We start from the raw sequence: 25,765 nt of genomic DNA on the forward strand, positions 1-25,765 counted from the left end.
GGCGCTGGCGGCCGGGCGCAACAAAAAGCCCCGGACAGGGTCGGGGCTGGGGAGGCAGGGCGGGTCAGTTGACCGAGATGGCCCTGGCGTCGATGTAGTAGTGCGGCCTGCCCTGGGGATCGATCCGGATCTGGGCCACCAGGCGGTTGGATTCCCGGTGTTCCCATCCCTTGGCCTGCCGGCTGGGGGACGGGCTGGTGACACCGACCACGGTCAGGTACTCATGAAACAGGCTGTAACTGCGGATCTCGGTCAGCATCTTTTCCATTGCATCTCTCCTGAGGGGGTGGATAGGGTGGTATCACCTTAGTCCTCATTAGCTGAATGCTGGCTGTACAAAAAATAACCAAAATGGGCCGTTCCGCTGACCCTTATTCCAATCCACTCAGGATCCACGTGCCTCCAGTGTCAGCTTGACGGCCTCCTCGTCCGGCCCCGCGGTCTTGTGCTGTACCTGAGCGGCGGGCGCACCGTGGAACACGGGATCCTGCGCCACTTCCTTGATGCCGTTGATGCAGAACTGCATGCCCATGCACACCAGCAGGAAGCCCATGATGCGGGTCATTGCGTCGATGCCGGTGGCCCCGAGGATCTTGCAGACCGGATCCGCCAGCTTGAGCACGCCCCAGCTGAGCAGGCTCATCAGGGCGAAGGCGGTGACCACGGCGGCATAGATGACGAAGCGGTTGTAGTCGGCCGGCAGTTCGGCGATCTGGGCGGCGCCGCTGATCACCAGCGCCATGGTGCCCGGCCCGCACATGCTGGGCATGGTGAGCGGCACGAAGGCGATGCTCTGGTTGATGTCGACCCCGGTGGCCTGGCTGGGGGCGGGGAACAGCATGCGAAAGCCGATGAAGGCGATGATCAGGCCACCGGCCAGTCGCAGGCCGGGGATGGAGATCCCGAACAGATCCAGGATGGAGGACCCGATGAAGAAGCTGACGCAGAGGGTGGCGAACAGATAGATGGCGGCCAGATTGATCTGGCGGCGCACGTGTTCACGGGACATGCCCTTACTCAGTCCGAGCAGCAGGGTGGCCGTGGTGGGGGGATTGACCATGGGCAGCAAGGCCAGCAAGGCAATGAATACGACCTGGAAAAACATCTTTCACCTCGGGGTGGTTGGCAAACAACAGGGCCAGACGGTGGTCTGGCCTTAAGGGGGGGCTACTCTACGGGAGCCAGGCTGAATATAGCCGGAACAAAGGGGCCCCGAAAGTCTGGGGCCCGCACCGGTCAGGCGGCTTGTGGCGCGACCTGACGCTGACCGCGCTGGCGTAGCCAGAACAGCAGGCCGAGGACGAAGCCCAGCCCGGCCAGGCTGACCACATAGTGGGAGGGGGCCAGCACGTCGTTCTTCATCCAGAGGGTGACCAGCATAGGGGTCAGACCGCCGAAGATGGCGTAGGCCACGTTGTAGGAGAACGACAGCCCGGAGAAACGCACCACGGCCGGGAAGGCGTTGACCATGACGTAGGGCACGGCCCCGACGATGCCGACGGAGAAGCCCGCCAGCATGTAGAGCGGGATCAGCTGTTCCATGCCGGCCGCCAGGCCGTGGTAGAAGGCGTAGCAGGAGCCGGCCAGCAGCAGGGAGCCAAACACGAAGGTGGGGCCGCTGCCGAGGCTGTCGATCAGGCGGCCATAGAAGATGCAGCCCAGGGTGAGCGCGACTATGGCCAGAGAGTTGGCGGTCAGCGCATCGGCCGGGCTGATGCCGTGCACCTTCTGCAGATAGGTCGGGGTCATCAGGATCACCACCACTATGCCGGCGGAGAGCAGCCAGGTCAGCAGCATGGAGACGATGACGCTGCCCTTGTGCTCACGCAGCACCGTCTTGAGCGGCAGCTCCTCGGCCAGCGTCTTGTTGGCCTGCATCTCGGCGAACACCGGGGTCTCGTGCAGCCAGCGGCGCAGGTACATGGCGACTATGCCGAAGATGCCGCCGAGGATGAAGGCCAGACGCCAGCCCCACTCGCTCACCTCGACCGGGCTCATGCCGCGGTTGATAGCGGTGGCGACCAGGGAGCCAAGCAGGATGCCGGCCGTCAGACCTGCCGTGAGAGTGCCGCAGGCGAGCCCGATCCGGCGGGCGGGCACATGCTCCGCCACGAACACCCAGGCGCCGGGGACTTCACCGCCGATGGCGGCCCCTTGCAGGATCCGCAACAGCAGCAACAGCAGCGGGGCGGCGATGCCGAGGGCGGCATAGGTGGGCAGCAGGCCGATCAGCAGGGTGGGCAGCGCCATCATGAGGATGCTGAGGGTGAACATGCGCTTGCGGCCGATGAGATCGCCGAAGTGCGCCATGATGATGCCCCCGAGCGGGCGGGCCAGGTAACCGGCGGCGAAGATGCCGAAGGTCTGGAACTGGCGCAGCCATTCGGGAATGTCGGCCGGGAAGAACAGCTCGCCGATCACCACGGCGAAGAAGACGAAGATGATAAAGTCGTAGAATTCGAGGGCGCCGCCGAGGGCGGCCAGACTCAGGGTCTTGTAATCCTGCCGGTTGAGGGGGCGGCCGTGATCATTGCGTTGCGTGACTGTGGTCATATCCTTATGTTTCCCATCGTTTTTTTAGTTATTGTTCCCCATCCTTTGCGGGGACACGCTCACCAACGAGGGTATGCTTTTGTATCCCGGAATGTAAATCGCACAATTCGCAACACAGTCTTGCAGCTTCTTGGTGCAAGCGGAGTGGAGACATGATGACGAAGAAGAAGGTACTGCTCTCCTGGAGCAGTGGTAAAGACAGTGCCTGGGCACTGCATCAGTTGCAGCAGGATCCGGCCATCGAGGTGGTGGGGTTGTTCAGCACCCTGAACCAGGAATTCGAACGGGTCGCCATCCATGGGGTGCGCAAGCAACTGCTGATGCAGCAGGCCGAGTGCCTTGGCCTGCCGCTGCGCACCCTGGATCTGCCCTGGCCCTGCAGCAACGAGGATTACGCCCGTATCATGAGCGGCTTCGTGGCCGAGGTGGTGGCCAGCGGGATCCGGCATATGGCGTTTGGGGATCTGTTCCTCGAGGATGTACGGGCCTACCGCGAGCGGCAACTGGAGGGCACCGGCATAGAGCCGTTGTTCCCGCTCTGGGGCAGTGACACGGCCGAGCTGGCGCAGAGGATGATCGCCGCCGGCTTGAAGGCGCACATCAGCACCCTGGACCCCAACAAACTGGCCGCCAGCCTGGGGGGCCATGCATTCGATCAGGCCCTGCTGGCCGCCCTACCCGCCGGGGTGGATCCCTGCGGGGAAAACGGCGAGTTCCACACCCTGGCCGTGGACGGCCCCATGTTCTTGCGGCCCCTGGCCATCGAAGTGGGGGAGACGATAGTGCGTGATGGCTTCGTCTACACGGATCTGCTGCCGAAAACGTCGGCCTGATCGACGGCTCCCCACGGCCGGCTCTTCATGCGGTCGCCGAATGCAACAAGGCCGGATCCCCAGGGATCCGGCCTTGTTGTCGGGCCCGCTTCAGCGGGCGGCGAAGGTGTCGCAGCTGGCGGGCTTGCCGCTGTCGAAGCCGCGCTTGAACCAGGCGAGGCGCTGGGCTGAGCTGCCGTGGGTGAAGCTGTCCGGCACGACCCGGCCCTGGCCTCGCTGCTGCAGGCGGTCGTCGCCGATGGCCTGGGCGGCGTTGAGCGCCTCCTCCAGATCGCCGTGCTCCAGCACCTGCTCCCGCTCCATGTAATTGCCCCAGACGCCGGCGAAGCAGTCGGCCTGCAGCTCCAGCTTGACCGACAGCTTGTTCTGCGCGGCCTGACTCAGCCCCTGCTGTTGCTGGCGCACCTTGGCCGAGATGCCGAGCAGGGTCTGCACGTGATGGCCCACCTCGTGGGCGACCACGTAGCCCTGGGCGAAGTCGCCATCGGCCCCCAGCTTGTCGCGCATGTCCTGATAGAAGGAGAGATCGATGTAGACGGAGCTGTCCGTCGGGCAGTAGAAGGGGCCCATCACCGCCTGACCCTGGCCGCAGCCGGTGCGGGTGGCGCCGCGATAGAGCACCAGCTTGGGCGGTTGGTAACGGCTGCCGCTCTGGGAGAATATCTCGCCCCAGGCATCCTCGGTGGAGGCGAGCATCACCGAGGTAAACTTGGCCAGGGGATCGCTGGCCGGCTGAGACGGGTTCTGACGCTGAGCCTGGCTCTGTTGGGCCGGCTCGTCGAGCAGGGGGCTCAGATCCACACCGTAGTAGCCGGCCACCAGCACCACGACCACCAGGATGAGGCGCCCCTTGCCGCCGATGGGCAGGCCACCGCCCCCGTTGCCACCGCCCTGTTGGCGCCTGTCTTCCACATTGCTGCTCTCACGGCGATCTTGCCAGCGCATACCCGCACACTCCCCTTCTTGGCTGTGGCAGTAATGATAATGGCTGGCGCTGCGCCCTGCCTAATGAGGGCGTTACTAGGCCCAGGGCATCTCGGGCAGGCTGTCGAGGAACTCGGCGTAGCGGGTCAGGTTGAAGGGGCCCTGCTCGGCCTCCATCGCCATCAGCTCGGCGCCGAGGGCGCAGGCGATGTATTGCAGCGCCTCTTCCCGTGGGGTGCCCTTCATCACCAGCCGCATCAGGGTGGCTTTCACCTGCGGGGGGTGACCGTCGGTGAGCTGGTTATCGACCATCTCCAGCAGTGCCTGTTCGTCGAAGAATTCGGTGTCGTCCGTCATGGTGTCTGTCCTGCTTGTTTGAAGAGGGGGCATTATAGCCGGAACCGGTCCGCGGCTCGCGCCTGAGGGGGATAAATAGCTGGTGGGGGGCGGCCAGTATCGGCACATGCTCGCTTTTGCACGCGAGATCTTGCCAAGGCGGCGACGCGGGGGCAGTCTTGATGGCCTGTTTTTCCGACAAGAGTCTTGATCATGATCCTCTCCGAGCGCCTCGTCTTGCGCGAACTGACCGCTGTGGACGCCCCCTTCATCCTCGAGCTGCTCAACGACGGCGACTTCCATCGCTACATCGGCGATCGCGGCGTGCGCACCTTAGGCGACGCCGAAGACTATATCCAGCAGGGGCCGGCGGTCAGCTACGCCCGCCACGGGCATGGCCTCTATCTGGTGATGCGACGGGAGGATGAGGCCAGGCTCGGCATCTGCGGCCTGATCAAGCGCGACACCCTGCCGTGCGAAGACATCGGCTATGCCTTCCTGCCCGCCTATCGTGGCCAGGGCTACGGCATAGAGGCGGCGCGGGCGGCGCTGCAAGACGGGCGGGAGCGGCTCGGCATCGAGCGGGTGATCGCCATCGTCACGCCGGGCAATGAGCGCTCGGTCGGGCTCTTGGCCAAACTGGGGCTGAGTCAGGGTCGGCTGGTCAAGCTGGGTGAGAGCGAAGAAGAGTGTCTGCTGCTGGAGGTGCCGGGGCGAGAGAGCTGTCCGGTCTAGGGTTTGCTGGCAAAGGGGCCGCCGTGAGTTGCGGCCGGTCTGCGTCGGTGCTGCCGTTGGGCAGGGATCAGTTGAGATCTTCGATGGAGAACTCGCCAGCGGTGCCATCACAGGAGATGGCGAAGCCACCGCTGAAACGGGTACTGAACTGGATCAGGAAGGAATCGTCATCCTGCTCTTGCGGGGGCAGGTTGATGGGTTTGCTACGACGCAGGGGTTTGTGTGTTTGTATGGCTTTCATCATGGTATTTCTCTATATAAATTAAGTAATTGCTCCTTGTTTTGGCAAATGTAGGTCGATGGGCGCGGTCAGCTCATATGGCAGACAAGCACGCAGGAATACCCAGCCCGGTCAAGGGCGTCTGCACTATCAAGGAATATGCGGATGCATAGTTCAAATTGGGTGGGCAGATCGGGTCTGCACCGTGAGAGCCGGGCAACGCAGGCAGACAGCCTGACGGTTCTCAAGGCGAGTAAATCAGAGGGAGGTTATGCGGGGACTGGCTGGATTCATCCGAAGGTGAAGCATTGCAGGGGTAACATAAACAGGGCTGATTAACTAGCCGGGGCGCATTCTCGCCTCGTGATGGATAAAAAGCAACCTGTATTTGGCAGAAATTTAGCCACAGGCCCTGATGTTCTGGTCAGCGCAAGAAAAAAGGGCTCCCGGTGGGAGCCCTTTTCGTTGATACATGGGATGTATGGCCGTGGATCAGTAGCTACCGCTGGCCTGCTTGGCCGCGGTGATCCACTGGCGTGATGGTCATGTTCCTGCCATGACTTTGCCGTTTGGCCTCGCGGGCATTTGATATGAAAAAGGGCTCCCGGTGGGAGCCCTTTTCGTTGATACATGGGATGTACTGCAGTGGATCAGTAGCTGCCGCTGGCCTGCTTGGCCGCGGTGATCCACTGGCGTGATGGTCATGTTCCTGCCATGACTTTGCCGCTTGGCCTCGCGGGCATTCGATATGAAAAAGGGCTCCTGTTAGGAGCCCTTTTCGTTGATACATGGGATGTATCGCCGTGGATCAGTAGCTGCCGCCGGCCTGCTTGGCCGCGGTGATCCACTGGCGTGATGGTCATGTTCCTGCCATGACTTTGCCGCTTGGCCTCGCGGGCATTTGATATGAAAAAGGGCTCCTGTTAGGGGCCCTTTTCGTTGATACATGGGATGTACTGCAGTGGATCAGTAGCTGCCGCTGGCCTTCTTGGCCGCGGTGATCATCGGGGTGATGGTCATGCCCTGTACCACGATGGAGAACATCACCACCGAGTAGGTCATCACCAGGATCACCTCCCGCAGATCGACACCCTGCTCCGGCAGCACCATGACGCCGGAGGGCAGCGCCAGCGCCATGGCCATGGCCAGGCCGCCGCGCAGGCCGCCCCAGGTCAGGATGCGGATGGAGAAGGTGTTGTAGCTGCGGAAACGGCGGAAGGCGACGTAGGGCAGGGAGACGCTGATGAAGCGGGCGGCCAGGCAGAGCGGCACCGCGATGACCAGCAGGATCCAGTCTTGCCAGGCGAGATCCAGCAGCACCAGTGCCAGGCCGATCAGCAGGAACAGCAGGGCGTTGAGGAACTGATCCATCAACTCCCAGAAGTGATCCAGATGGTGGCGGCTCTGCTCGGAGAAGCCGGACTGGCGGGTCCAGTTGCCGATCATGATGCCGGTGACCACCATGGCCAGGGCGCCGGAGACACCGATCATGTTGGCGAAGGCGAAGCCCGCGGTCGGGATGCAGAGCGTCAGCAGCAGCTCGAGGGAGCCGTCGTCGGTGGCGCTGATCATCACGTGGGCGATGAGGCCCAGCACGGCGCCGAACAGGATGCCACCGAGGGCCTCATGCAGGAACAGACCGGCCACGCTGCTGAAGGTCGGCTCGACCCCGCCAAAGGCCACGGCAAACACGGTGGCGAAGATCACCAGGCCGACGCCGTCGTTGAACAGGGATTCCCCCTCGATCTGGATGGCGATCTGGGGTGGCGCCTGCATCTTCTTGACGATGGCCAGCACGGCGATGGGGTCGGTGGGGGAGATCAAGGCACCGAACAGCATGCAGTAGACCAGCGGCAGCTCCCAGCCCAGCAGCTTGGCGATGAACCAGAAGCCATAGCCGATGATGAAGGTGGAGAGCAGGGTCGCCACTATGGAGAGAATGGTGATCTCCCACTTCTGGCTACGCAATGCCTTCAGATTGATGCCGAGGCCGCCGGCGAACAGCAGGAAGCCCAGGATCCCCTTCAGCAGGAAATTCTGGAAATCGATGCTCTCCATGGTCTCGATGGCCAGAGGTTCCAGATTGAACCAACCCAACTTACCAAACAGCACCATCAGCGCGGAGATCAGCATGGATCCTGCGGTGATGGCGATGGTGGTCTGGATCTTCACAACATACTGGTTGGCAAAGGCGATGAAGATCGCCAGCGCTGCCAAGAAACAGAGTGTGTAGTAGACGCTCATAGTTATTTTTCTCTTTAGTAAACAGCAAGCACGTGTCCGAATTAAGGACGGGCATAGGGTACTCCCGGCTCAGGGTGCACTCATTACCTATTTATGGTTATATTTAATCATCACTACGGACAGATAGACGGCTAGATTTCCATTTAATTTGTTTGCTGCTAGGATGGGCGACGCGCAGTTGCATGGATGTAAGAGGATCGAGCGGTGTCGAGCATAAAGTCGGACATAAAGAAGAAACTGGAAGCCTGTCTCAGGGAGCGGATCCTGATCATCGACGGTGCCATGGGCACCATGATCCAGGGCTACAAGCTGGGTGAGGCGGACTATCGCGGTGCGCGTTTTGCCGATTGGCATACCGACATCAAGGGTAACAACGATCTGCTGGTGCTGACCCGACCCGGGGTGATCCGCGAGATCCACGATCAATATTGCGCCGCCGGGGCCGACATCCTCGAGACCAACACCTTCAACGCTACCCGTATCGCCATGGCCGATTACGAGATGGAGGCCTTCTCCGCCGAGATCAACCGCGAGGCCGCCCGTCTCGCCCGCGCCGTCGCCGACGACTGGACCGCCAAAGAGCCTCACAAGCCGCGCTTCGTGGCCGGGGTGCTGGGCCCCACCAACCGCACCGCCTCCATCTCGCCGGACGTCAACGATCCGGGCAAGCGCAACGTCACCTATGACCAGCTGGTGGCCGCCTACACGGAATCGACCCATGCCCTGATCGAGGGCGGCGCCGACCTCATATTGATCGAGACCATCTTCGATACCCTCAACGCCAAGGCCGCCGCCTTCGCGGTGGAAGGGGTGTTCGAGGAGCTGGGTTATGCGCTGCCGGTGATGATCTCCGGCACCATCACCGATGCCTCGGGTCGCACCCTCTCCGGCCAGACCACGGAAGCCTTCTACCATTCCCTGCGCCACGTCAAACCGCTGTCGTTCGGCCTCAACTGCGCGCTCGGCCCGGACGAGCTGCGCCAGTATGTGGAGGAGCTGTCGCGCATCAGCGAGAGCCATGTCAGCGCCCACCCCAACGCCGGTCTGCCCAACGCCTTCGGCGAGTACGATCTGGATGCGGGGGAGATGGCCGAGCATATCCGCGAGTGGGCCCAGAGCGGCTTCCTGAACCTGGTGGGGGGCTGCTGCGGCACCACCCCGACCCACATACGCGCCATGGCGGACGCCGTGGCGGGCATCAGACCGCGCGCCCTGCCCGAGCTGCCGGTGGCCTGCCGGCTCTCCGGCCTCGAGCCGCTGATCATCACCGCGGAGTCCATGTTCGTGAACGTGGGGGAGCGCACCAACGTCACCGGCTCGGCCAAGTTCAAGCGGCTGATCAAGGAGGGACTCTACGACGAGGCCCTGGACGTGGCCAAGCAGCAGGTCGAGAGCGGCGCCCAGATCATCGACATCAACATGGACGAGGGGATGCTGGACGCCGAGGCGGCCATGGTGCGCTTCCTCAACCTGATCGCCGGCGAGCCGGACATCGCCCGGGTGCCGGTGATGATCGACTCCTCCAAGTGGGAGGTGCTGGAGGCGGGCCTCAAGTGCGTGCAGGGCAAGCCGGTGGTCAACTCCATCTCCATGAAGGAGGGGGAGGAGAAGTTCATCCAGCAGGCCAAACTGCTGCGTCGCTACGGCGCCGCCGTCATCGTCATGGCGTTCGACGAGGTGGGCCAGGCCGATACCCGTGCCCGCAAGTTCGAGATCTGCCAGCGCGCCTACCGCATCCTGGTGGACAGGGTCGGCTTCCCGCCGGAAGACATCATCTTCGATCCCAACATCTTCGCGGTGGCGACCGGCATCGACGAGCACAACAACTACGCGGTGGACTTCATCGAGGCGGTGAAGGACATCAAGGACAACCTGCCTCACGCCATGATCTCCGGCGGCGTCTCCAACGTCTCCTTCTCCTTCCGTGGCAACGAGCCGGTGCGCGAGGCCATTCACGCCGTCTTCCTCTACCACGCCATCCAGAACGGCATGGACATGGGCATAGTCAACGCCGGTCAGCTCGCCATCTATGAAGACATCCCGGCGGAGTTGAAAGAGAAAGTCATCGCCGTGGTGCTCAACCTCAACGACAACGCCACCGAGGATCTGCTGGCCATCGCCGAGAAGTATCGCGGCGCCGGTGCCCAGGCCGAGGATCCGCGGGATCAGGAGTGGCGTAGCTGGCCGGTGGGCAAGCGGCTGGAGCATGCCCTGGTCAAGGGCATCACCGACTTCATCGAAGAGGATACCGAAGAGGCGCGGGCCGGGGCCGAGAAGCCGCTGCACGTGATCGAGGGGCCGCTGATGGACGGCATGAACGTGGTCGGCGATCTGTTCGGCGCGGGCAAGATGTTCCTGCCCCAGGTGGTGAAGTCGGCGCGGGTGATGAAGCGGGCGGTGGCCTACCTGCAGCCCTATATCGAACAGGAGAAGGAGGGGGGCTCCAGCAACGGCAAGATAGTGATGGCCACGGTGAAGGGAGACGTGCACGACATCGGCAAGAACATCGTCGGCGTGGTGTTGCAGTGCAACAACTACGAAATCGTCGATCTCGGGGTCATGGTCTCCTGCGAGAAGATCCTCAAGACCGCCAGGGAAGTGAATGCCGACATGATCGGATTGTCCGGCCTGATCACCCCTTCCCTCGACGAGATGGTGCACGTGGCCAAGGAGATGGAGCGTCAGGGGTTTACACTGCCGCTGCTGATCGGTGGTGCTACCACCTCCAAGGCGCACACCGCGGTCAAGATAGAGCAGAACTACCGTGAACCCGTGGTCTATGTGTCGAACGCATCGCGGGCGGTCGGGGTGGCTCAGAGCCTGCTCAACCCCGAGCTCAAGCCCGCCTTCGTGGCCCGCATCGACAAGGAGTACGAGATAGCCCGGGAGCAGCATGCCCGCAAGCAACCGAGGTCCAAGCCGGTCAGCCTGGCCCATGCCCGCGCTAACCGCCAGCAGTTGGACTGGGTCGGCTATCAGCCGCCAGCCCCCCGCGAGCCGGGTGTGCAGACCTTCGAAAACGTGCCCATCTCGGTGTTGCGCCCCTACATCGACTGGACGCCCTTCTTCCTGAGCTGGGAGCTGGCGGGCAAGTATCCGCGCATCCTGGAGGACGAAGTCGTCGGTGAGGAGGCGACCAAGCTGTTTGCCGATGCCAACGCCATGCTGGATCAGCTCGAACGGGATGGCAGCGTGCGCTGCGCCGGTATCATAGGCCTGTTCCCCGCCAACGGCGTCGGCGACAGCATCGAGGTCTATACCGACGAATCGCGCACCGAGGTGCGCAAGGTGTTGCACCACCTGCGCCAACAGAGCGAGAAGCAGGGCTTCCCCAACTACTGCCTGGCGGACTATGTGGCGCCGAAAGAGAGCGGCAAGCCGGACTGGATCGGCGCCTTCGCCGTGACCGGCGGCATCGGCGAAGAGACCATCGCCAACGCCTACAAGGCCCAGCATGATGATTTCAATGCCATTCTGGTGCAGGCGGTGTGCGACCGCCTGGCGGAAGCCTTCGCCGAGTACCTGCACGAGCAGGTGCGCAAGCGGCACTGGGGTTATGCCCAAGATGAGGCCCTCAGCAACGAGGAGCTCATTCGCGAGAACTATCAGGGCATACGCCCGGCCCCCGGTTACCCGGCCTGCCCGGAGCATACCGAGAAGGGCAGCATCTGGGAGCTGCTGGGCGTCGAGCAGGCCATCGGCATGCAGCTGACCGAATCCTACGCCATGTGGCCGGGGGCGGCGGTGTCCGGCTGGTACTTCTCCCACCCCGACAGCAAGTACTTTGCGGTGGCGCAGATCCAGCAGGATCAGGTCGAAGACTACGCCCAGCGCAAGGGCATGAGCCTGGTCGAGGCCGAGCGCTGGCTGGGGCCAAACCTGAGTTGAACAGGGTGCGCCCTGATGGCGCACCTCCTGCAGAGCGGGACTGGCCGAGGCCAAACCTGAATTGAGGTCGTTATGAAGATTGGATTCGTCGGCCTGGGGGCAGTGGTGGAGACCGCCTATCTGCCGGCGCTGCAGGCTCTGGCACCCGATGTCGTCTTGTGGGGATTCGATCCCGCACGTTCCCTGCCCGGGGTGACCCCGGTACCGAGCCTGGAGGCGCTGCTGGCGCTGCCGCTCGATCGGCTGGTCATCGCCACCCCCTCCCTGCTACATCTGCCTGTGCTGGAGCTGGCCTTGGCCAGTGCAGTGCCGATCATCCTGGTGGAGAAGCCCGTGGTGGCCAGCCTGACGCAGCACGACAGCCTGCAGGCGCGGCTGGCCGATCCCGCGCAGGCGAGCCGGGTGCTGGCGCTGGATCACTGGATGGCCCGCACCGCGGTGCAACGCTTGCTGAGTGGTACGCTGGGGACCGATTGGCAGTTGCTGACGGGGGACGAGGCCAGAATCACCCCGGCGACCATAGATGATGTCAGCGCGGTGGAGGGCTTTCTGCTGGAACCCTGCGGGATCGATGCGCAGGGGCGGCCCTTCGCCCTCAACTTCGCGACGGGGGAGCCGGACCAACGGGAGTTTCACCATCCGGACGGGGTCATCCTCGACATCGGCACCCATGTGCTGGCCATGATCCGCGAGCTGCTGGTGGCCCTCGGCGGGGACGACCGCCTGCAACTGGCCGCCTCCGAGGTCTGCGATCGGCTGGGTCAGCCCATCCTGCGGGGGGATCTGCACAGCGCCGAAGGACGAGCCTGCCTGCGGGGGGAGGCGGCCGGGGTGCCGCTGACGCTTTGGCTCGACAAGTACGCCGGTCCCGGCATAGAGCGCAAGGGGCTCTGCCTGCATCTCAAGGATGGCCGCCGCATCGAACTGTTTCGCAGCGGCAATCAGGAGTGGTTGCACCATCATGACCAGGGCGTGGTGCATCGCTGGCAACACCTGGGGCCACTCTATCGCGACTGCATCGCCGAGACCCTGCTGGCGCCTCTTCCCGCCAATGGATGGCAGGGGACCACGGCCCGCCGCCTGCAGGAGGTGGGCTTGCTGCTCGAGCTGCAACAGCGGCTGCGCGGTCCGCATTGAATCTGTTTTAGGGCGATCTTGCAGAAAGACACATGGTGAGGGGAAAGGATTGGCGTTGCCAGACGTTCATGGCACCTTATACTCTCCAGTCCGATTATCAGGTCTGCCATTTCCATGAATATTGCCATTTTATCCCGCGAGCCCAACAACTACTCCACCCGCCGCCTGGTCGAGGTGGCACGGGCCCGTGGTCATCAGGTTGAGGTGCTCGACACCCTGCGCTGCTACATGAACATCGCCTCCCATAGCCCCTCCATTCATTACGAAGGACGGGAGCTGGAGAGCTATGACGCCGTGATCCCGCGCATCGGCGCCAGCATCACCTTCTACGGCACCGCCGTGCTGCGTCAGTTCGAGATGATGAACACCATGGCCCTCAACAGCTCGGTGGCCATCTCCCGCTCCCGCGACAAGCTGCGCGCCATGCAACTGCTCTCCCGCCACGGCATAGGCCTGCCCATCACCGGCTATGCCCACAGCACCCACGACGTGCCGGATCTCATCACCATGGTGGGCGGGGCGCCGCTGGTGGTGAAGCTGCTGGAGGGGACCCAGGGAATAGGGGTGGTACTGTGCGAGACCCAGAAGGCCGCCGAGAGCGTGATCGAAGCCTTTATCCAGACCAACAACAACATCCTGGTGCAGGAGTATATCCGCGAGGCGAACGGTGCCGACATCCGCTGTCTGGTGGTCAACGGCAAGGTGGTCGCGGCCATGCGTCGTCAGGCCCAGCCGGGGGAGTTTCGCTCCAACCTGCACCGTGGCGGCACCGCCGAGGCGATCAAGATCAGCCCCGAAGAGCGGGCGACCGCGGTGCAGGCCGCCAAGATCATGGGGCTGGATGTGGCCGGGGTGGACATTCTGCGCAGCGCCCGCGGTCCGCTGGTGCTGGAGGTGAACTCCTCACCGGGCCTGCAGGGGGTGGAGGCAGCCTCCGGCAAGGACGTGGCGGGCAAGATCATCGACTTCCTGGAGCTCAAGGCGAGTCGCAAGCACAAGCCGGCCGAGTGACGACGGTGACCAGGGATGATTGGAACTGACAAGGCGCCTTCGGGCGCCTTGTCGTTTCTAGCCTTAGCCGCCCGGGGAGGAGGGGTTGGGGAGCGGGGATGGGGTGGCCAGCATCTCCAGCCTGGCGCTGAAGAGGTCCCCTTCCAGCCGGGTGGCGATCCGCCAGTCCAGCTTCTCGCAGATGCGCTGGATGATGGTCAGGCCGCAGCCGTAGCCGAGGATCTGATCCGGCGCCGCCGCGGTGGGATTGCTGATGGTGAGGGTCTGCCCTGCCAGCACTATCTCGATGTGGCCGTCGGCGTAGCTGAGGGCGTTCTTGAGCAGGTTGCCGAGGGCGATGGCCAGCAGGGAGAGCGGGGCCTGCACCTCGCTCTGCTCGTCCAGATTGAGGCGGATGTCCAGGCTTTCCCGCTGCAACAGGGGGGCGAGCCGAGCCAGCTCCCGCCGGATCAGCGGAGCCACCCGTTGCGGGGGACGCTCGACCGCCTCCTTGCGCCCCAGCAGCAGGAAGGTTTCGGTGAGCAGCGCCATCTCGTCGCTGGCGGCGCGGATGCGGCTGGCCGCCCGGGCGGCGGGGGCGGGCAAGTCCGCCACCTTGCCGAGCAGGGCGGCGGAACCCTGGATCACCATGTTGGGGGTGCGCAGCTCGTGGCTGGCGAAGCGGCTGAACTCCTGTTCGCGGGCGAACACCGCAGCCACCTCCTGCTTGCCTGCCAGCAGCGCCAGCTCGATCTCCCGCAGCTCCTGCCAGGGGGCGTCCGGCACGAAGTCCGCCTGATCCGGGGTGAGGTGGGCGACCCGCTGACGCAGCCGTTCGAGCGGCCGGGTGATGTGGCGCACCAGCCAGATGCCGAACGCGATGCAGCCCAGCAGCAGGGCCAGGCCGATCAAGCGGGTGACCAGGTGCAGCTTGTCTTCGTAAGGATCCAGGTAGTCGTCGGCGTCATCGTTGAACACCAGATAGAGCAGGCCCTGGCCGGAGGGGTGGGGCCGCACCAGGAAGTGCTTGTCCTCCTTGCCGAGCTGGTGCTCGAAGAAGCCCGGGCTCTGGTAGGCCTTGAGCCAGGCGGGCAGGCGGCCGTGCTCGGTCCAGTAGCTGGAGAACTGGCGCGGGCTGGGTGCCGGGGCCGCGGTGCCGAGCCGCAGCCAGTCGTCGTTGTAGCGGGTCACCTCCGCCTCCAGCCAGTGGCGCAGGCTCAGCTCCTCCATCTTGTCCTCTGCCACCACCATCAGCAGGCTGAGGATCACCAGCAGCAGCAGCCCGGCCCCGCCCAGCGCCAGGATCAGCCGGCGACGCAGACTGGGCAGACTCACGGTGCCACCTGCGCGTCAGCTGTCATTGGCATGTTCGCTCCCAGGCTTCACCAGCCGGTAACCCTGACCGTGCAGGGTCTCCAGCATGGGGGTGGGGAAGGGCTTGTCCAGCGCGTTGCGCAGGGCATAGATGTGACTGCGCAGGGCATCGGAGTCGGGCTCCTCATCCCCCCAGACGGTGTCGAGCACCTCCTGGCGGCTGACCAGGGCCGGGGCCCGGCGGGTGAGCAGGGTCAGGATCCGGAACGGGATCTTGCCGAGTTTCAACTCGACGCCGGCACGGCTGGCGCGGCCACTGGCGGGATCCACCTCCAGCTCGCCGAAGCGAAGCGCCCCCAGATCGCTGCGGGGGCCGCGCAGGGCCAGCGCCTGCAGCCTGACCTCCAGCTCCTCCATGGCGAACGGCTTGACCAGGTAGTCATCGCCGCCGGCGCGAAAGCCGGCCAGCTTGTCGTCCAGCCCGTCGCGGGCGGTGAGAAACAGCACGGGCGTCGCAATGCCGTCGGCCCGCAGCCGCTCGACGGTGCGCAGGCCATCGAGGCGCGGCATCATCACATCCATGATGATGACGTCGAAGCGCTGCTCCGCCAGCAGTTGCAGGGCCGCCTGGCCATGATAGGCACAGTCCAGCCGGTGTCCCGCCAGCTCCAGGTAGTCCATGATGGTTTCCGCGACCTGGGGATTGTCTTCCACCACCAGTATTTTCATGTTCAGATCTCCTGGTTTCGGCCGGCATTTCACGGCCATTTCACACCGGATGAAGCATCCTGTGTGCCAGTGTAACCCCGAGGATCCCCGATGAAGAAGTCTCTCTGTGCCCTCTGGCTATTGATTTTATTGCCCTTTGGTCTGGCGCAGGCGGCCGAGTTCAAGCTGACCGGCCGTACCAGCTGGCAGCTGGGTCAGTTGATGGTCAACGGCATTCCCTTCGTCATCGATGGACAGACCCGCTTCAAGGATGGTCTGGACGAAGACGATCTCGGCGGCACCTGGGTCGATCTGGAAGGGGTGGTACAGGGAGAGCAGCGGCTGATCCGCGAGGTAGAAGCGCTGGAAGAGGAGGGGGAGATGGAGCTGGAGGGGCCGGTGGAGCAGGGACGGATCTGGGGCTATGTCACCTCGGACGACAGCCTGGCGCCGTTCGAGGGGCGCTGGCTGGAGCTGGAGTGCAAGTTTGACGGCATGCGGCTGAGCCAATGCCGCGAAGATGATTGAGGCGCCCGCAGCAGCGCCGACCGGAAAAAGTGCCCATCCAGGCCCATAGTTAAACCTCATCGCCGGTTGACCATGGGCCTATTTGCTATGACCAGAACCGCATTGCTGCTGTGGGTGTTACCGTTTTGCACCCTGGCCACCGAGGCCGAACTCTGGCTGGTGGAGCTGGAGCACAACGACGGCATCCGCCTGCAATTTCAGGGTGCCGAACTGGAGCTGGGCAACGCCGCGCTGACCGGGGTGAGACAGCCCGACGATCTCAAGCCCGGCATGCGGCTCGCCATCCTGAGCCGGTACGGCGTTGCCCAGCAGATCCGGGTACTCGCCACGGCGCCGGATCTGGCGCAGAGCAGCCAGTGGCTGCGGGCGGAGGACAGGCTGCTCGCCACCGCAGGGGAGACCTTGCTGTTGCAGGAGCTGGGAGTGCTGGCGTTCGATGCGAAGACCCGTTGGGTGAACGGCAGCCCCACCGACCTGCAACCGGGCCTCAGGCTGGTGCTGAGCCGCGATGAGGATGGACGCTTGACCGAGGTGCTGATCCCCAATCCGGAGGATGAACTGTCTGAGCCCTGAGGCGACGGTTCGCCCGGACCCAGAGGTCCGATTTGTTAAAGGCTTGTACTTTCTATTTACCCACCTATACTGGCGCCATCTTGTCGGAGTGCCGACCGTCGAACGACGCGAAGCTGAGACCGTTAATTCGGGATCCGTGGAACCTGATCAGGCTAGAACCTGCGAAGGGAAACAAGGGTAACCAGTGGGTTGCCGCGCGGGGAGAGGGACAAGCCTCTCCCGCTCATCGAAGGGGTCAATCCCGCGATGAGTCAGGGCGCACGAGAGGGAGTCTGTCCCGTCCGGCCTGTCCATAGAGGCGCCGCACGGCCCGCCCGAGCAGGGGGGAGCCAGACAGCAGAGCAGGGAAGCACAGATCCCGGGCTCGCTCCCTCTTGAAGCACATCTCACCCACAGGTTCATCACTTCTCCTCGAACTCCAGACAAGCAAACACCCATAACTTCAACCAGTTAATGTGAGTTTTGCTATGTCTACCCCAGTACAGTCCGTTCCAGAAGTACAGTCCGTTTCAGAAAACGCCGTATCTGAACAGATCAAGCCAGCCGTCGCCAGCCGTCGCCAGCAGCGTGCCAGCGCCCAGCGCTTTATCGATAACCTCAAGGGCATGGCCCATCCCAACTCCAAACGCATCTTCATCCAGGGCTCGCGCCCCGACATCCGGGTCGGGCTGCGGGAGATCTCCCTGGCCGACACCTTCGTCGGTGGCAGCGAGGAGCACCCCAAGTTCGAGGCCAATGAGTCGGTGCCGGTCTACGACACCTCGGGCGCCTACGGCGATGAGCAGGCCGAGATCGACGTGCGCCGCGGCCTGCCGCGCCTGCGGGAAGCCTGGGTGCTGGAGCGGTGCGATACCGAATCCCTCGATGGCCTGAGCTCCGCCTTCACCCAGGAGCGCCTCGCCGACGAGGGGCTGGATCACCTGCGCTTCGAGCAGTTGCCCAAGCCGCTGCGTGCCAAGCCGGGTCGCCGGGTGACCCAGCTGCACTATGCCCGCCAGGGTATCGTCACCCCCGAGATGGAGTTCATCGCCATTCGCGAGAACATGGGCCGCGAGCGGGTGCGCTCCGAGCTGCTGCTGCGCCAGCATCCGGGCCAGGGCTTCGGCGCCCGCCTGCCGGGCAACATCACCCCCGAATTCGTGCGCGATGAGGTGGCCGCCGGCCGCGCCATCATCCCCAGCAACATCAACCACCCGGAAGCCGAGCCGATGATCATCGGCCGCAATTTCCTGGTGAAGATCAACGCCAACATCGGCAACTCGGCGGTGACCTCCAGCATCGAGGAGGAGGTCGAGAAGCTGGTCTGGTCCACCCGCTGGGGCGCCGACACCGTGATGGATCTCTCCACCGGCCGCTACATCCACGAGACCCGCGAGTGGATACTGCGCAACAGCCCCGTCCCCATCGGCACAGTGCCCATCTATCAGGCGTTGGAGAAGACCAACGGCATCGCCGAGGATCTGACCTGGGAGCTGTTCCGCGACACCCTGCTGGAGCAGGCCGAGCAGGGGGTGGATTACTTCACCATCCACGCCGGCGTCCTGCTGCGTTACGTGCCCATGACTGCCCGGCGCCTCACCGGCATCGTCTCCCGTGGCGGCAGCATCATGGCCAAGTGGTGCCTGTCACACCATAAAGAGAACTTCCTCTATCAGCATTTCCGCGAGATCTGCGAGATCTGCGCGGCCTACGACGTGGCGCTCTCCCTCGGGGATGGCCTGCGCCCGGGCTCCGTCTATGACGCCAACGATGAGGCGCAGTTCGCCGAGCTGCACACCCTGGGTGAGCTCACCAAGATCGCCTGGGAATACGACGTGCAGGTGATGATCGAGGGGCCGGGCCACGTGCCCATGCACATGATCGAGCGCAACATGACCGAGCAGCTGGAACACTGCCACGAGGCGCCCTTCTACACCCTAGGCCCGCTCACCACCGACATCGCCCCCGGCTACGATCACTTCACCTCCGGCATAGGCGCCGCCATGATCGGCTGGTACGGCTGCGCCATGCTCTGTTACGTCACCCCCAAGGAGCACCTGGGGCTGCCGAACAAGGAGGACGTGAAGCAGGGGCTCATCACCTACAAGATCGCCGCTCACGCCGCCGACTTGGCCAAGGGTCACCCGGGCGCCCAGATCCGCGACAACGCCATGTCCAAGGCGCGCTTCGAGTTCCGCTGGGAGGATCAGTTCAACCTGGCGCTGGATCCCGAGACCGCCCGCGCCTACCACGACGAGACTCTGCCCCAGGAGTCCGGCAAGGTGGCGCACTTCTGCTCCATGTGCGGCCCCAAGTTCTGCTCCATGAAGATCACCCAGGACGTGCGCGACTACGCCGCCAAACTCGATGCTGCCAAGCTGGAAACCATAGAGGTCAAGCTGGTGGGTATGGATGGCCAGCAGGAGCGGGTGCAGGCCGAGGTTGAAACTGGCATGGCCCAGATGTCGGAAGTCTTCAAGGAGAAGGGGGGTGAGCTCTATCATCAGGCCGCCGCTCTGAAGCAGGAGCGGGAAGAGGCATGAGCACCAAACCCATCGTCTGGACCATAGCGGGTTCGGACTCGGGGGGCGGCGCCGGCATCCAGGCCGATCTGCATACGATGCACGCCCTCGGCGTGCACGGCTGCTCGGTGATCTCCGCCATCACGGCCCAGAACTCGGTGGCGGTGAAGATGGTGGATCCCGTGCTGATGCAGAGCTTCTGCGCCCAGATCGACGCCCTCGGCGTCGATCTTCCACCCGCCGCCATCAAGATAGGCCTGCTGCCGACCCGGCTGCATGTGGAGGTGCTGGCCCGCCGGCTCGATACCCTGAGCGCCCCCTTCGTGATCTATGACCCTGTCGCCATCGCCAGCACCGGCACCCCCATGGCGGAGCCGAACATGCTGGCGGCGGTGCGCGAGCACCTGCTGCCACGCTTGTCGCTCATCACCCCCAACGGCCCGGAGCTGGAAGCCCTGACCGGCATCCCGGCGACCAGCCCGGCGCTGGTACGGGCGGGGGCGGCGCGGCTGCGCGAACTCGGCGCCAGGGCGGTGCTGGTCAAGGGCGGCCACCTCGGTTGGAGCGGGGATCACTGCCTCGACTATTACCAGGATGAGAGCCGCGAGTTCTGGCTTGCGGCACCTCGTCTGGCGACCCGCCACGGCCACGGCACCGGCTGCTGTTACGCCAGCGCCATCGCCGCCGTCTATGCGTTGGACTATCCCATCGAAGACGCCATCACGCTCGCCCGCGCTTACCTGCAACAGGGGTTGGCGGGCGCGCAGGGGGTGGGGGCGGGCCCTGGCCCCATCGCCCACCTCGGCTGGCCGGGGGATCTCGCCCAGTTCCCCCGCGTCGTGTTGGCGGGATCCGAGCTGGATCGTCGCTTCGGTCTCTGTCCTGCCGGCGAGGCACGCTTGCCGCAAGGCCCCTTCGCCGAGACTGAACATCGCCTCGGCCTCTATCCCGTGGTGGATTCGGTGCAGTGGCTCGAGCGACTGCTCGGTGAGGGGGTCAAGACTATTCAGCTGCGGATCAAGGACTTGCCAGAAGATAAGGTGATGCCCGCTATTCGAACTGCGGTGGCTTTGGGCCGCCAGCATCGGGCCCGGCTCTTTATCAACGATTACTGGCAGCAAGCCATCAAAGCTGGCGCCTATGGCGTGCACCTGGGCCAGGAGGACATGGAGACGGCGGATCTTGCCGCCATCCAGGCCGCCGGCTTGCGCCTTGGCATCTCCACCCACGGCTACTTCGAGCTGATGCGGGCGCGGGAACTCGCCCCGTCCTATATCGCGCTCGGCCATATCTTCCCAACCAACACCAAGCAGATGCCGTCCCGACCCCAGGGGCTGGTGCGACTGCATCACTACCGCGCCCTGATGGCGGACTGGCCCACGGTCGCCATCGGCGGCATCGGTGAGTCGCGCATCGCTCAGGTGCAGGAGAGCGGGGTGGGCAGCATAGCCCTGGTCTCCGCCATCACCGCGAGCGATGACTGGCAGGGGGCCACCGCCCGCCTGCTGGCCGCCGTGGGGGCAGGGGATCCGGCGCTCTCCGCCATCCCGACGCAGGAGGCGGAACATGCTTTCTGACGAAGAGTATCTGAGATACGGCAGGCAACTGATGCTGGCCGAAATTGGAGAGGCGGGACAGGCGCGGCTGAAAGATAAATCGGTGCTGGTCGTCGGCCTCGGTGGCCTGGGTTCACCGCTCGCCCTCTATCTCGCCGGGGCGGGGGTGGGGACGCTGTGGCTTGTCGACGGCGACGTGGTGGATTCCAGCAATCTGCCGCGCCAGTTTCTCTACACCGGGGAGGATCTGCGCCGCTCCAAGGCTGAGCTGGCCCGCGAGCGCCTTAGCCAACACAACCCGCTGGTGGAGCTGATTGCCATCAACCGGCGCCTCGATGAGGCAAGCCTGCCGGAGTTTGTGGCCGAGGTGGATTTGGTGATCGACTGCTGCGACAACCTCCCCACCCGCCACGCCATCAACGCCGCCTGCGTGGCTCAGGGCAAGCCCTGGATCTCCGCCGCCGCCGTCGGTTGGCAGGGGCAGCTGATGGTGCGAAGCACCCCCGAACACGCTTGCTACGCCTGCCTCTACCCGGCGGATACCGAGATCAAAGAGAGCTGCCAGAGCAGCGGCGTCACCGGCCCCCTGGTGGGCGTGATGGGCTCCTTGCAGGCGCTGGAAGCCATCAAGCTGCTGCTGGGGCGCCCCAGCCCGGTGGCGGGCACCCTGCGTCGCTTCGATGCCTTGAACCACGAGTGGCAGACTCTGCGCCTGCCTGCGGATCCCGCCTGCCCTGTTTGTAGCAATGGCAACGGCAGCGCCAACAAGGAGTGCCAATGAATATTCGATTGAACGACAAGGCGCTGGCCCTGACGGCCGAAGAGGCAGCCAGCGTGGCCGCGCTGCTGGCGGCGCAAGCCGTCGCTCCCCAGGGGGTAGCTGTGGCCCTCAACGGCGCCGTGCTGCCCCGCAGCCGCTGGTCCGAGACTCCCCTCAATGACGGGGATGAACTTCATCTCTTCACTGCCATCGCCGGAGGCTAAGATGCTACGCATTGCCGATCACAATTTCTCATCCCGCCTCTTTACCGGCACCGGCAAGTTCGCCCGCCCGGAATTAATGGCTGCCGCCATCGAGGCGAGCGGCTCCCAACTCGTCACCATGGCCATCAAGCGGCTGGAGCCCGGCAAGCGCCACGACGATATCCTGAGCCCCTTGCTCAAGCTCGGGGTCAAGCTGCTGCCGAACACCTCGGGGGCCAAGACCGCCGCCGAGGCGGTGTTTGCCGCCCATCTCGCCCGCGAGGCCCTCGGCACGAACTGGCTCAAGCTCGAGATCCACCCCGATCCCAAATACCTGCTGCCCGATCCCATAGAGACGCTGAAAGCGGCGGAACAGCTGGTGCGAGAGGGCTTCGTGGTGCTGCCCTACTGCGGCGCCGATCCCGTGCTCTGCAAGCGGCTCGAAGAGGTGGGTTGCGCCGCCGTGATGCCGCTCGGCGCCCCCATCGGCTCCAACCAGGGGCTGGTGACCCGGGAGTTTCTCTCCATCATCATCGAGCAGGCCAGGGTGCCTGTGGTGGTGGATGCGGGCATAGGCGCCCCCAGCCATGCGGCGGCGGCGTTTGAGCTTGGCGCCGATGCGGTGCTGGTCAACACGGCGATTGCCGTGAGCGGCGATCCCGTCGCCATGGGCCGCGCCTTCGCGCTCGCCTGCGAGGCGGGCCGCGGCGCCTATCTGGCCGGGTTGGGGGCGCGCGGCAGCCAGGCCCAGGCCTCCAGCCCGCTCACCGATTTTCTGGAGGCGCTATGAGCCAGAGCATGGGGCAAGATGTGGTGTCTGCATGCTCCCCTCTCCCATTGGGAGAGGGGCCGGGGGTGAGGGAACCGGCTGAAGCGGCACTTGAATTGGTCGAGCCCTGCGCTCCTCCCCCTCCCAAGGGGGAGGCCGGGAGGGGGTTGGATTTTGCCGACCGCTGGCGCGAGCTGGATTGGGATCATGTGGGCATGAGCATCCGCGCCAAGACGGCCCAGGATGTGGAGCTGGCGCTCGGCAAGCCCCGCCGCAGCCTGCAGGATTTTATGGCGCTGATCTCCCCGGCGGCAGAGGCTTATCTGCCTCAGCTGGCCCAGCTGGCAGAGAGTCTCACCCGCCAGCGCTTTGGCAACACGGTCGGCTTCTATGTGCCGCTCTATCTATCGAACCTCTGCGCCAACGACTGCAGCTATTGCGGCTTCTCCATGAGCAACCGTCTCAAACGCAAGACCCTGAATGCAGAGGAGATAGAGCGCGAGTGCCTGGCCATCAAGGCGCGCGGCTTCGACAGTGTGCTGCTGGTGACCGGCGAGCACGAGACCAAGGTCGGCATGGGCTATTTTCGCGAGATGATGCCCATCATCCGTCGCCACTTCAGCACGGTCGGGATGGAAGTGCAGCCCCTGTCCGAGGCCGAATACGCCGAGCTGAAAACCCTGGGGCTCGACGCCGTCATGGTCTATCAGGAGACCTACCACGCCCCCGCCTACGCCCGCCATCACCTGCGCGGCAACAAGCAGGACATCGCCTGGCGTCTCGCCACCCCGGATCGGCTGGGCCGCGCCGGCATCGACAAGATTGGCCTCGGTGCCCTGATCGGCCTGTCGCCGGACTGGCGTGCCGACAGCTATTTCGTGGCCGAGCACCTGAGCTGGCTGGAGCGCCACCACTGGCAGAGCCGCTATTCCTTGTCATTCCCGCGGCTGCGCCCCTGCACCGGCGGTCTGCAGCCCGAGGTGACCATGACGGATCGCCAGCTGGTGCAGCTCATCTGCGCCTGGCGGCTGCTCTCGCCGACCCTGGACTTGTCGCTCTCCACCCGGGAATCGCCAGCCTTTCGCAACGGCGCCCTGCGCCTCGGCATCACCCAGATGTCGGCGGAGTCGCGCACCCAGCCGGGCGGCTACGCGGAAGGGGATGAGGAGGAGCTGGAGCAGTTCGCCATCCACGACGATCGCGCCCTCGGCGAGGTTGCCGCCGCTGTCAGGCAAGCTGGGTTGCAGCCGGTGTTCAAGGACTGGGAACCCTTCCTGGGCCGATAGGGGCGGCCAGGCCCCTCTTTGCTGGGTAGCTGCCCGGCATGGCGGTGAGGGGGAGTTCGGCCAAACTCCGTGCCTGTGGTGAGAGGCACGGCTGCGCCGTGCAGGACGCGAGGCCGCTGGCCTCGAAGGGGTTTCGCCCGCCCTTCGGGCTGGGGCGAGTGACTTTGGAAAGACCCAAAGTCACCAAAGGTCTTCTCCCCCGCTTATTCGCCCGACTTACGTCGGGTTCCTTCGGTTCACCCGCTTGTCCGACGGCACGCGCCGACGGGCCATCCATGGCCCGGCGCCGCTCGCTCGACATCCTGTCTCGCGGCCTGGACAAGCGGGTTCGCCTCAGCGAACAAGAGGGGGAACCAAGACCGTGTCCGCCCCGTAGATAGTGGTGGGTGCAGTTGATATGCGAGATGGTTCTTAGGGTAATTGCTTGAGGTAATTGGTTAGCGAGAAGGGGTGAGCAAATTCCTTCATGCCTGCCAACCTGTCCAGCTCTGCCTGCCCAATCTGCTGCAACTGGTTTTTTTGGGCAGGAGTTAGGGTGGTGGCGCTGGCCTTGATTAATACGTTGAGAAAGGAACTGTCTCCCTCTACTGCTTGATGGAACGCCTTGAGCGCCAGTGCATCAACCTCTGCTGCGGTGCAGCGCTCCATGCTTTTTTCATGCAGATAGATAAGCACGGTCGCCTGTTGTTCCCTCCCCAGTGACCAGAAGCGGTCGCCTTTCGCTGGCAGCGTGGGTGTGTGCTGCGACTTGATCGCTTCACACCGCTCAAACGCTGGGTCCAGATCATGTAGTGACAGGGCCATGGTGCCCTGACAGACAAAGAGCAGCAGGAACGCGAGTTTACTTGTTATATGAGGCATGGACGCACTTCCAGAATTGAGATTCTTTACCTGTTGAGGACCATGCCATGGGTTCGACAACCTGATTCAATTTATGGCGAAGCATATTGGGGATACCTTCCATTGCTTGGCCATACAACTCCCAGTCGTGGTCATGGATGTTGTAGACCACATCTTTGGCACTTCTTGGGTCACTGAAAATGGTATATAGCGGCGTGGCGGAAACGGCGAAGGCCAATTGATTCGCACTATCCACAAGTTGGTCGATCTGCTCAAGAGCATCTATTGAGCGAGAACTCAGAGTCAACTCCTTGATCGGACAAGTGGCTATCCCCATGATACTCTCCTGTTGCTATCAGACATGAATGAGGCCAAATGGATATCATTTATTCCGCTGACGGTCAAATTAAAGGGTTTGAAAATGGAAGATGTATCGTACTGTTCTGAGATGAGCAGGAATCCGAGAGGTAGATATTTATTATGATGTTGCTGGTCGTTTTTCTCATCGCGGGAATCTACCTTTTTTCGGGTTTTGGTCGGCTTGAAGATAAACGGTTTTTATCCGGTTCATTCTTGATGTTGTTCTATCTTGCCCTTTATTACTTCTTTCCTGTCACCACATCTGGCGCTTCCATTTATATTGGGCGGTTAACCCAATATTTGCCCATATTCTCATATGGTGTGATATTGTTTGGTCACGCAGTTATGCCATCCGCTAAAGAGGGTAATATTTATTGGCTGGGGTTTTGCGGGATGATATTTACAATTACCTCTCATTTGGCGATGAAATAAGCAATCTTTATTGACGTTAAAAATTTGACTTCGTAGGTTCAGCTACAACCTATTGTTTGGCGTAGGTTGTAGCTG

Annotated in this window: 25 protein-coding genes and 1 riboswitch; of the genes, 14 read left to right on the forward strand and 11 right to left on the reverse strand. The window is 63.6% G+C overall.

Annotation, left to right across the window (positions count from 1 at the left end):
• Positions 1-64: 64 nt before the first annotated feature.
• The 3 genes from EL255_RS01645 to EL255_RS01655 all read right to left on the reverse strand — a co-directional run bounded on the left by EL255_RS01645 (position 65) and on the right by EL255_RS01655 (position 2,553).
• Positions 65-268: a hypothetical protein gene (locus EL255_RS01645; RefSeq protein WP_042651891.1), complete on the reverse strand. Its 204-nt coding sequence runs from the start codon at positions 266-268 to the stop codon at positions 65-67.
• 117 nt (positions 269-385) lie between these two features.
• Positions 386-1,105, reverse strand: a complete 720-nt coding sequence (locus EL255_RS01650) for a MarC family NAAT transporter (protein ID WP_042651892.1) — start codon at positions 1,103-1,105, stop codon at positions 386-388.
• 131 nt (positions 1,106-1,236) lie between these two features.
• Positions 1,237-2,553, reverse strand: a complete 1,317-nt coding sequence (locus tag EL255_RS01655) for an MFS transporter (protein ID WP_042651893.1) — start codon at positions 2,551-2,553, stop codon at positions 1,237-1,239.
• A gap of 155 nt (positions 2,554-2,708) precedes the next feature.
• On the opposite strand from EL255_RS01655, the gene EL255_RS01660 reads away from it, so the two are divergent.
• Entirely contained in the window at positions 2,709-3,386 is a 678-nt protein-coding gene (locus tag EL255_RS01660; protein WP_042652178.1) for a Dph6-related ATP pyrophosphatase, read from the forward strand.
• A gap of 90 nt (positions 3,387-3,476) precedes the next feature.
• On the opposite strand, the gene ypfJ is transcribed toward EL255_RS01660, so the two are convergent.
• Together ypfJ and EL255_RS01670 are read right to left on the reverse strand one after the other, a co-directional pair.
• Positions 3,477-4,331: a KPN_02809 family neutral zinc metallopeptidase gene (gene ypfJ / locus EL255_RS01665; RefSeq protein WP_042651894.1), complete on the reverse strand. Its 855-nt coding sequence runs from the start codon at positions 4,329-4,331 to the stop codon at positions 3,477-3,479.
• Positions 4,332-4,406: 75 nt separating this feature from the next.
• Positions 4,407-4,667: a hypothetical protein gene (locus tag EL255_RS01670; RefSeq protein ID WP_042651895.1), complete on the reverse strand. Its 261-nt coding sequence runs from the start codon at positions 4,665-4,667 to the stop codon at positions 4,407-4,409.
• Positions 4,668-4,859: 192 nt separating this feature from the next.
• Between EL255_RS01670 and EL255_RS01675 the strand changes: the two genes are divergently transcribed.
• Positions 4,860-5,381, forward strand: coding sequence for a GNAT family N-acetyltransferase (locus EL255_RS01675; RefSeq protein ID WP_042651896.1), 522 nt, complete (start codon positions 4,860-4,862; stop codon positions 5,379-5,381).
• Positions 5,382-5,448: 67 nt separating this feature from the next.
• Here EL255_RS01675 and EL255_RS01680 read toward each other — a convergent pair whose 3' ends face one another.
• Together EL255_RS01680 and EL255_RS01685 are read right to left on the reverse strand one after the other, a co-directional pair.
• A complete protein-coding gene (locus EL255_RS01680) occupies positions 5,449-5,625 on the reverse strand; it encodes a hypothetical protein (RefSeq protein ID WP_126623235.1) in 177 nt (58 codons plus the stop codon).
• Positions 5,626-6,567: 942 nt separating this feature from the next.
• Positions 6,568-7,845 (reverse strand): cation:proton antiporter, encoded by a 1,278-nt coding sequence (locus EL255_RS01685; protein ID WP_042651897.1) that lies wholly within the window; start codon positions 7,843-7,845, stop codon positions 6,568-6,570.
• 204 nt (positions 7,846-8,049) lie between these two features.
• Between EL255_RS01685 and metH the strand changes: the two genes are divergently transcribed.
• The 3 genes from metH to rimK all read left to right on the forward strand — a co-directional run bounded on the left by metH (position 8,050) and on the right by rimK (position 13,881).
• Entirely contained in the window at positions 8,050-11,733 is a 3,684-nt protein-coding gene (gene metH, locus EL255_RS01690) for a methionine synthase (protein ID WP_042651898.1), read from the forward strand.
• A 72-nt stretch (positions 11,734-11,805) separates the two neighbouring features.
• Positions 11,806-12,870 (forward strand): Gfo/Idh/MocA family oxidoreductase, encoded by a 1,065-nt coding sequence (locus EL255_RS01695; protein ID WP_042651899.1) that lies wholly within the window; start codon positions 11,806-11,808, stop codon positions 12,868-12,870.
• Positions 12,871-12,984: 114 nt separating this feature from the next.
• Positions 12,985-13,881, forward strand: a complete 897-nt coding sequence (gene rimK, locus EL255_RS01700) for a 30S ribosomal protein S6--L-glutamate ligase (protein WP_033131517.1) — start codon at positions 12,985-12,987, stop codon at positions 13,879-13,881.
• Between the two features lie 63 nt (positions 13,882-13,944).
• Here rimK and EL255_RS01705 read toward each other — a convergent pair whose 3' ends face one another.
• Together EL255_RS01705 and EL255_RS01710 are read right to left on the reverse strand one after the other, a co-directional pair.
• Complete coding sequence (locus EL255_RS01705) at positions 13,945-15,195, reverse strand: sensor histidine kinase (RefSeq protein WP_042651900.1); 1,251 nt, start codon at positions 15,193-15,195, stop codon at positions 13,945-13,947.
• A gap of 15 nt (positions 15,196-15,210) precedes the next feature.
• Positions 15,211-15,903: a response regulator transcription factor gene (locus EL255_RS01710; RefSeq protein WP_042651901.1), complete on the reverse strand. Its 693-nt coding sequence runs from the start codon at positions 15,901-15,903 to the stop codon at positions 15,211-15,213.
• 90 nt (positions 15,904-15,993) lie between these two features.
• Here EL255_RS01710 and EL255_RS01715 point away from each other — a divergent pair, with 90 nt between their 5' ends.
• The 8 genes from EL255_RS01715 (at position 15,994) to thiH (ending at position 24,058) form a co-directional block, all read left to right on the forward strand.
• On the forward strand, positions 15,994-16,410 hold the full coding sequence (locus EL255_RS01715; protein ID WP_042651902.1) for a hypothetical protein: 417 nt from the start codon (positions 15,994-15,996) through the stop codon (positions 16,408-16,410).
• Between the two features lie 87 nt (positions 16,411-16,497).
• Positions 16,498-16,983 carry a hypothetical protein gene (locus EL255_RS01720; protein WP_042651903.1) on the forward strand — a complete coding sequence of 162 codons (486 nt, stop codon included), beginning with the start codon at positions 16,498-16,500 and terminating at the stop codon, positions 16,981-16,983.
• Between the two features lie 74 nt (positions 16,984-17,057).
• Positions 17,058-17,171, forward strand: a riboswitch (TPP riboswitch).
• A gap of 279 nt (positions 17,172-17,450) precedes the next feature.
• Positions 17,451-19,505, forward strand: coding sequence for a phosphomethylpyrimidine synthase ThiC (thiC, locus tag EL255_RS01725; protein ID WP_042651904.1), 2,055 nt, complete (start codon positions 17,451-17,453; stop codon positions 19,503-19,505).
• Entirely contained in the window at positions 19,502-21,061 is a 1,560-nt protein-coding gene (thiE, locus tag EL255_RS01730) for a thiamine phosphate synthase (RefSeq protein WP_042651905.1), read from the forward strand. Before thiC ends, thiE begins: the two co-directional genes overlap by 4 nt.
• Positions 21,051-21,821, forward strand: coding sequence for a HesA/MoeB/ThiF family protein (locus EL255_RS01735; RefSeq protein WP_042651906.1), 771 nt, complete (start codon positions 21,051-21,053; stop codon positions 21,819-21,821). The genes thiE and EL255_RS01735 overlap by 11 nt, the downstream gene beginning before the upstream one ends.
• Positions 21,812-22,024: a sulfur carrier protein ThiS gene (gene thiS / locus EL255_RS01740; RefSeq protein ID WP_232018892.1), complete on the forward strand. Its 213-nt coding sequence runs from the start codon at positions 21,812-21,814 to the stop codon at positions 22,022-22,024. Before EL255_RS01735 ends, thiS begins: the two co-directional genes overlap by 10 nt.
• A 1-nt stretch (position 22,025) precedes the next feature.
• Positions 22,026-22,793 (forward strand): thiazole synthase, encoded by a 768-nt coding sequence (locus tag EL255_RS01745; protein ID WP_042651908.1) that lies wholly within the window; start codon positions 22,026-22,028, stop codon positions 22,791-22,793.
• 194 nt (positions 22,794-22,987) lie between these two features.
• Positions 22,988-24,058: a 2-iminoacetate synthase ThiH gene (thiH, locus tag EL255_RS01750; RefSeq protein ID WP_042652179.1), complete on the forward strand. Its 1,071-nt coding sequence runs from the start codon at positions 22,988-22,990 to the stop codon at positions 24,056-24,058.
• Between the two features lie 411 nt (positions 24,059-24,469).
• Here the strand turns inward: thiH and EL255_RS01755 are convergent, their stop codons facing one another.
• Both EL255_RS01755 and EL255_RS01760 read right to left on the reverse strand, forming a co-directional pair.
• Positions 24,470-24,919 (reverse strand): hypothetical protein, encoded by a 450-nt coding sequence (locus tag EL255_RS01755; protein WP_042651909.1) that lies wholly within the window; start codon positions 24,917-24,919, stop codon positions 24,470-24,472.
• Entirely contained in the window at positions 24,900-25,235 is a 336-nt protein-coding gene (locus tag EL255_RS01760) for a hypothetical protein (RefSeq protein WP_005316265.1), read from the reverse strand. Before EL255_RS01760 ends, EL255_RS01755 begins: the two co-directional genes overlap by 20 nt.
• A gap of 143 nt (positions 25,236-25,378) precedes the next feature.
• Here EL255_RS01760 and EL255_RS01765 point away from each other — a divergent pair, with 143 nt between their 5' ends.
• Positions 25,379-25,690: a hypothetical protein gene (locus EL255_RS01765; protein WP_042651910.1), complete on the forward strand. Its 312-nt coding sequence runs from the start codon at positions 25,379-25,381 to the stop codon at positions 25,688-25,690.
• The last annotated feature ends 75 nt before the right edge of the window (positions 25,691-25,765 follow it).

The organism is Aeromonas encheleia, from assembly GCF_900637545.1.
GTDB classification, from domain to species: Bacteria; Pseudomonadota; Gammaproteobacteria; order Enterobacterales; family Aeromonadaceae; genus Aeromonas; species Aeromonas encheleia.

Coding starts and splice junctions, on each gene's coding strand:
- EL255_RS01695 (WP_042651899.1), top strand. CDS start 11,806: ATGAAGATTGGATTCGTCGGCCTGGGGGCAGTGGTGGAGACCGCCTAT.
- EL255_RS01685 (WP_042651897.1), bottom strand. CDS start 7,845: ATGAGCGTCTACTACACACTCTGTTTCTTGGCAGCGCTGGCGATCTTC.
- rimK (WP_033131517.1), top strand. CDS start 12,985: ATGAATATTGCCATTTTATCCCGCGAGCCCAACAACTACTCCACCCGC.
- thiH (WP_042652179.1), top strand. CDS start 22,988: ATGAGCATCCGCGCCAAGACGGCCCAGGATGTGGAGCTGGCGCTCGGC.
- EL255_RS01715 (WP_042651902.1), top strand. CDS start 15,994: ATGAAGAAGTCTCTCTGTGCCCTCTGGCTATTGATTTTATTGCCCTTT.
- EL255_RS01710 (WP_042651901.1), bottom strand. CDS start 15,903: ATGAAAATACTGGTGGTGGAAGACAATCCCCAGGTCGCGGAAACCATC.
- EL255_RS01670 (WP_042651895.1), bottom strand. CDS start 4,667: ATGACGGACGACACCGAATTCTTCGACGAACAGGCACTGCTGGAGATG.
- EL255_RS01645 (WP_042651891.1), bottom strand. CDS start 268: ATGGAAAAGATGCTGACCGAGATCCGCAGTTACAGCCTGTTTCATGAG.
- EL255_RS01675 (WP_042651896.1), top strand. CDS start 4,860: ATGATCCTCTCCGAGCGCCTCGTCTTGCGCGAACTGACCGCTGTGGAC.
- EL255_RS01760 (WP_005316265.1), bottom strand. CDS start 25,235: ATGGGGATAGCCACTTGTCCGATCAAGGAGTTGACTCTGAGTTCTCGC.
- EL255_RS01655 (WP_042651893.1), bottom strand. CDS start 2,553: ATGACCACAGTCACGCAACGCAATGATCACGGCCGCCCCCTCAACCGG.
- EL255_RS01650 (WP_042651892.1), bottom strand. CDS start 1,105: ATGTTTTTCCAGGTCGTATTCATTGCCTTGCTGGCCTTGCTGCCCATG.
- EL255_RS01735 (WP_042651906.1), top strand. CDS start 21,051: ATGCTTTCTGACGAAGAGTATCTGAGATACGGCAGGCAACTGATGCTG.
- EL255_RS01745 (WP_042651908.1), top strand. CDS start 22,026: ATGCTACGCATTGCCGATCACAATTTCTCATCCCGCCTCTTTACCGGC.
- thiC (WP_042651904.1), top strand. CDS start 17,451: ATGTCTACCCCAGTACAGTCCGTTCCAGAAGTACAGTCCGTTTCAGAA.
- EL255_RS01660 (WP_042652178.1), top strand. CDS start 2,709: ATGACGAAGAAGAAGGTACTGCTCTCCTGGAGCAGTGGTAAAGACAGT.
- ypfJ (WP_042651894.1), bottom strand. CDS start 4,331: ATGCGCTGGCAAGATCGCCGTGAGAGCAGCAATGTGGAAGACAGGCGC.
- EL255_RS01765 (WP_042651910.1), top strand. CDS start 25,379: ATGATGTTGCTGGTCGTTTTTCTCATCGCGGGAATCTACCTTTTTTCG.
- EL255_RS01720 (WP_042651903.1), top strand. CDS start 16,498: ATGACCAGAACCGCATTGCTGCTGTGGGTGTTACCGTTTTGCACCCTG.
- thiE (WP_042651905.1), top strand. CDS start 19,502: ATGAGCACCAAACCCATCGTCTGGACCATAGCGGGTTCGGACTCGGGG.
- EL255_RS01680 (WP_126623235.1), bottom strand. CDS start 5,625: ATGATGAAAGCCATACAAACACACAAACCCCTGCGTCGTAGCAAACCC.
- EL255_RS01755 (WP_042651909.1), bottom strand. CDS start 24,919: ATGCCTCATATAACAAGTAAACTCGCGTTCCTGCTGCTCTTTGTCTGT.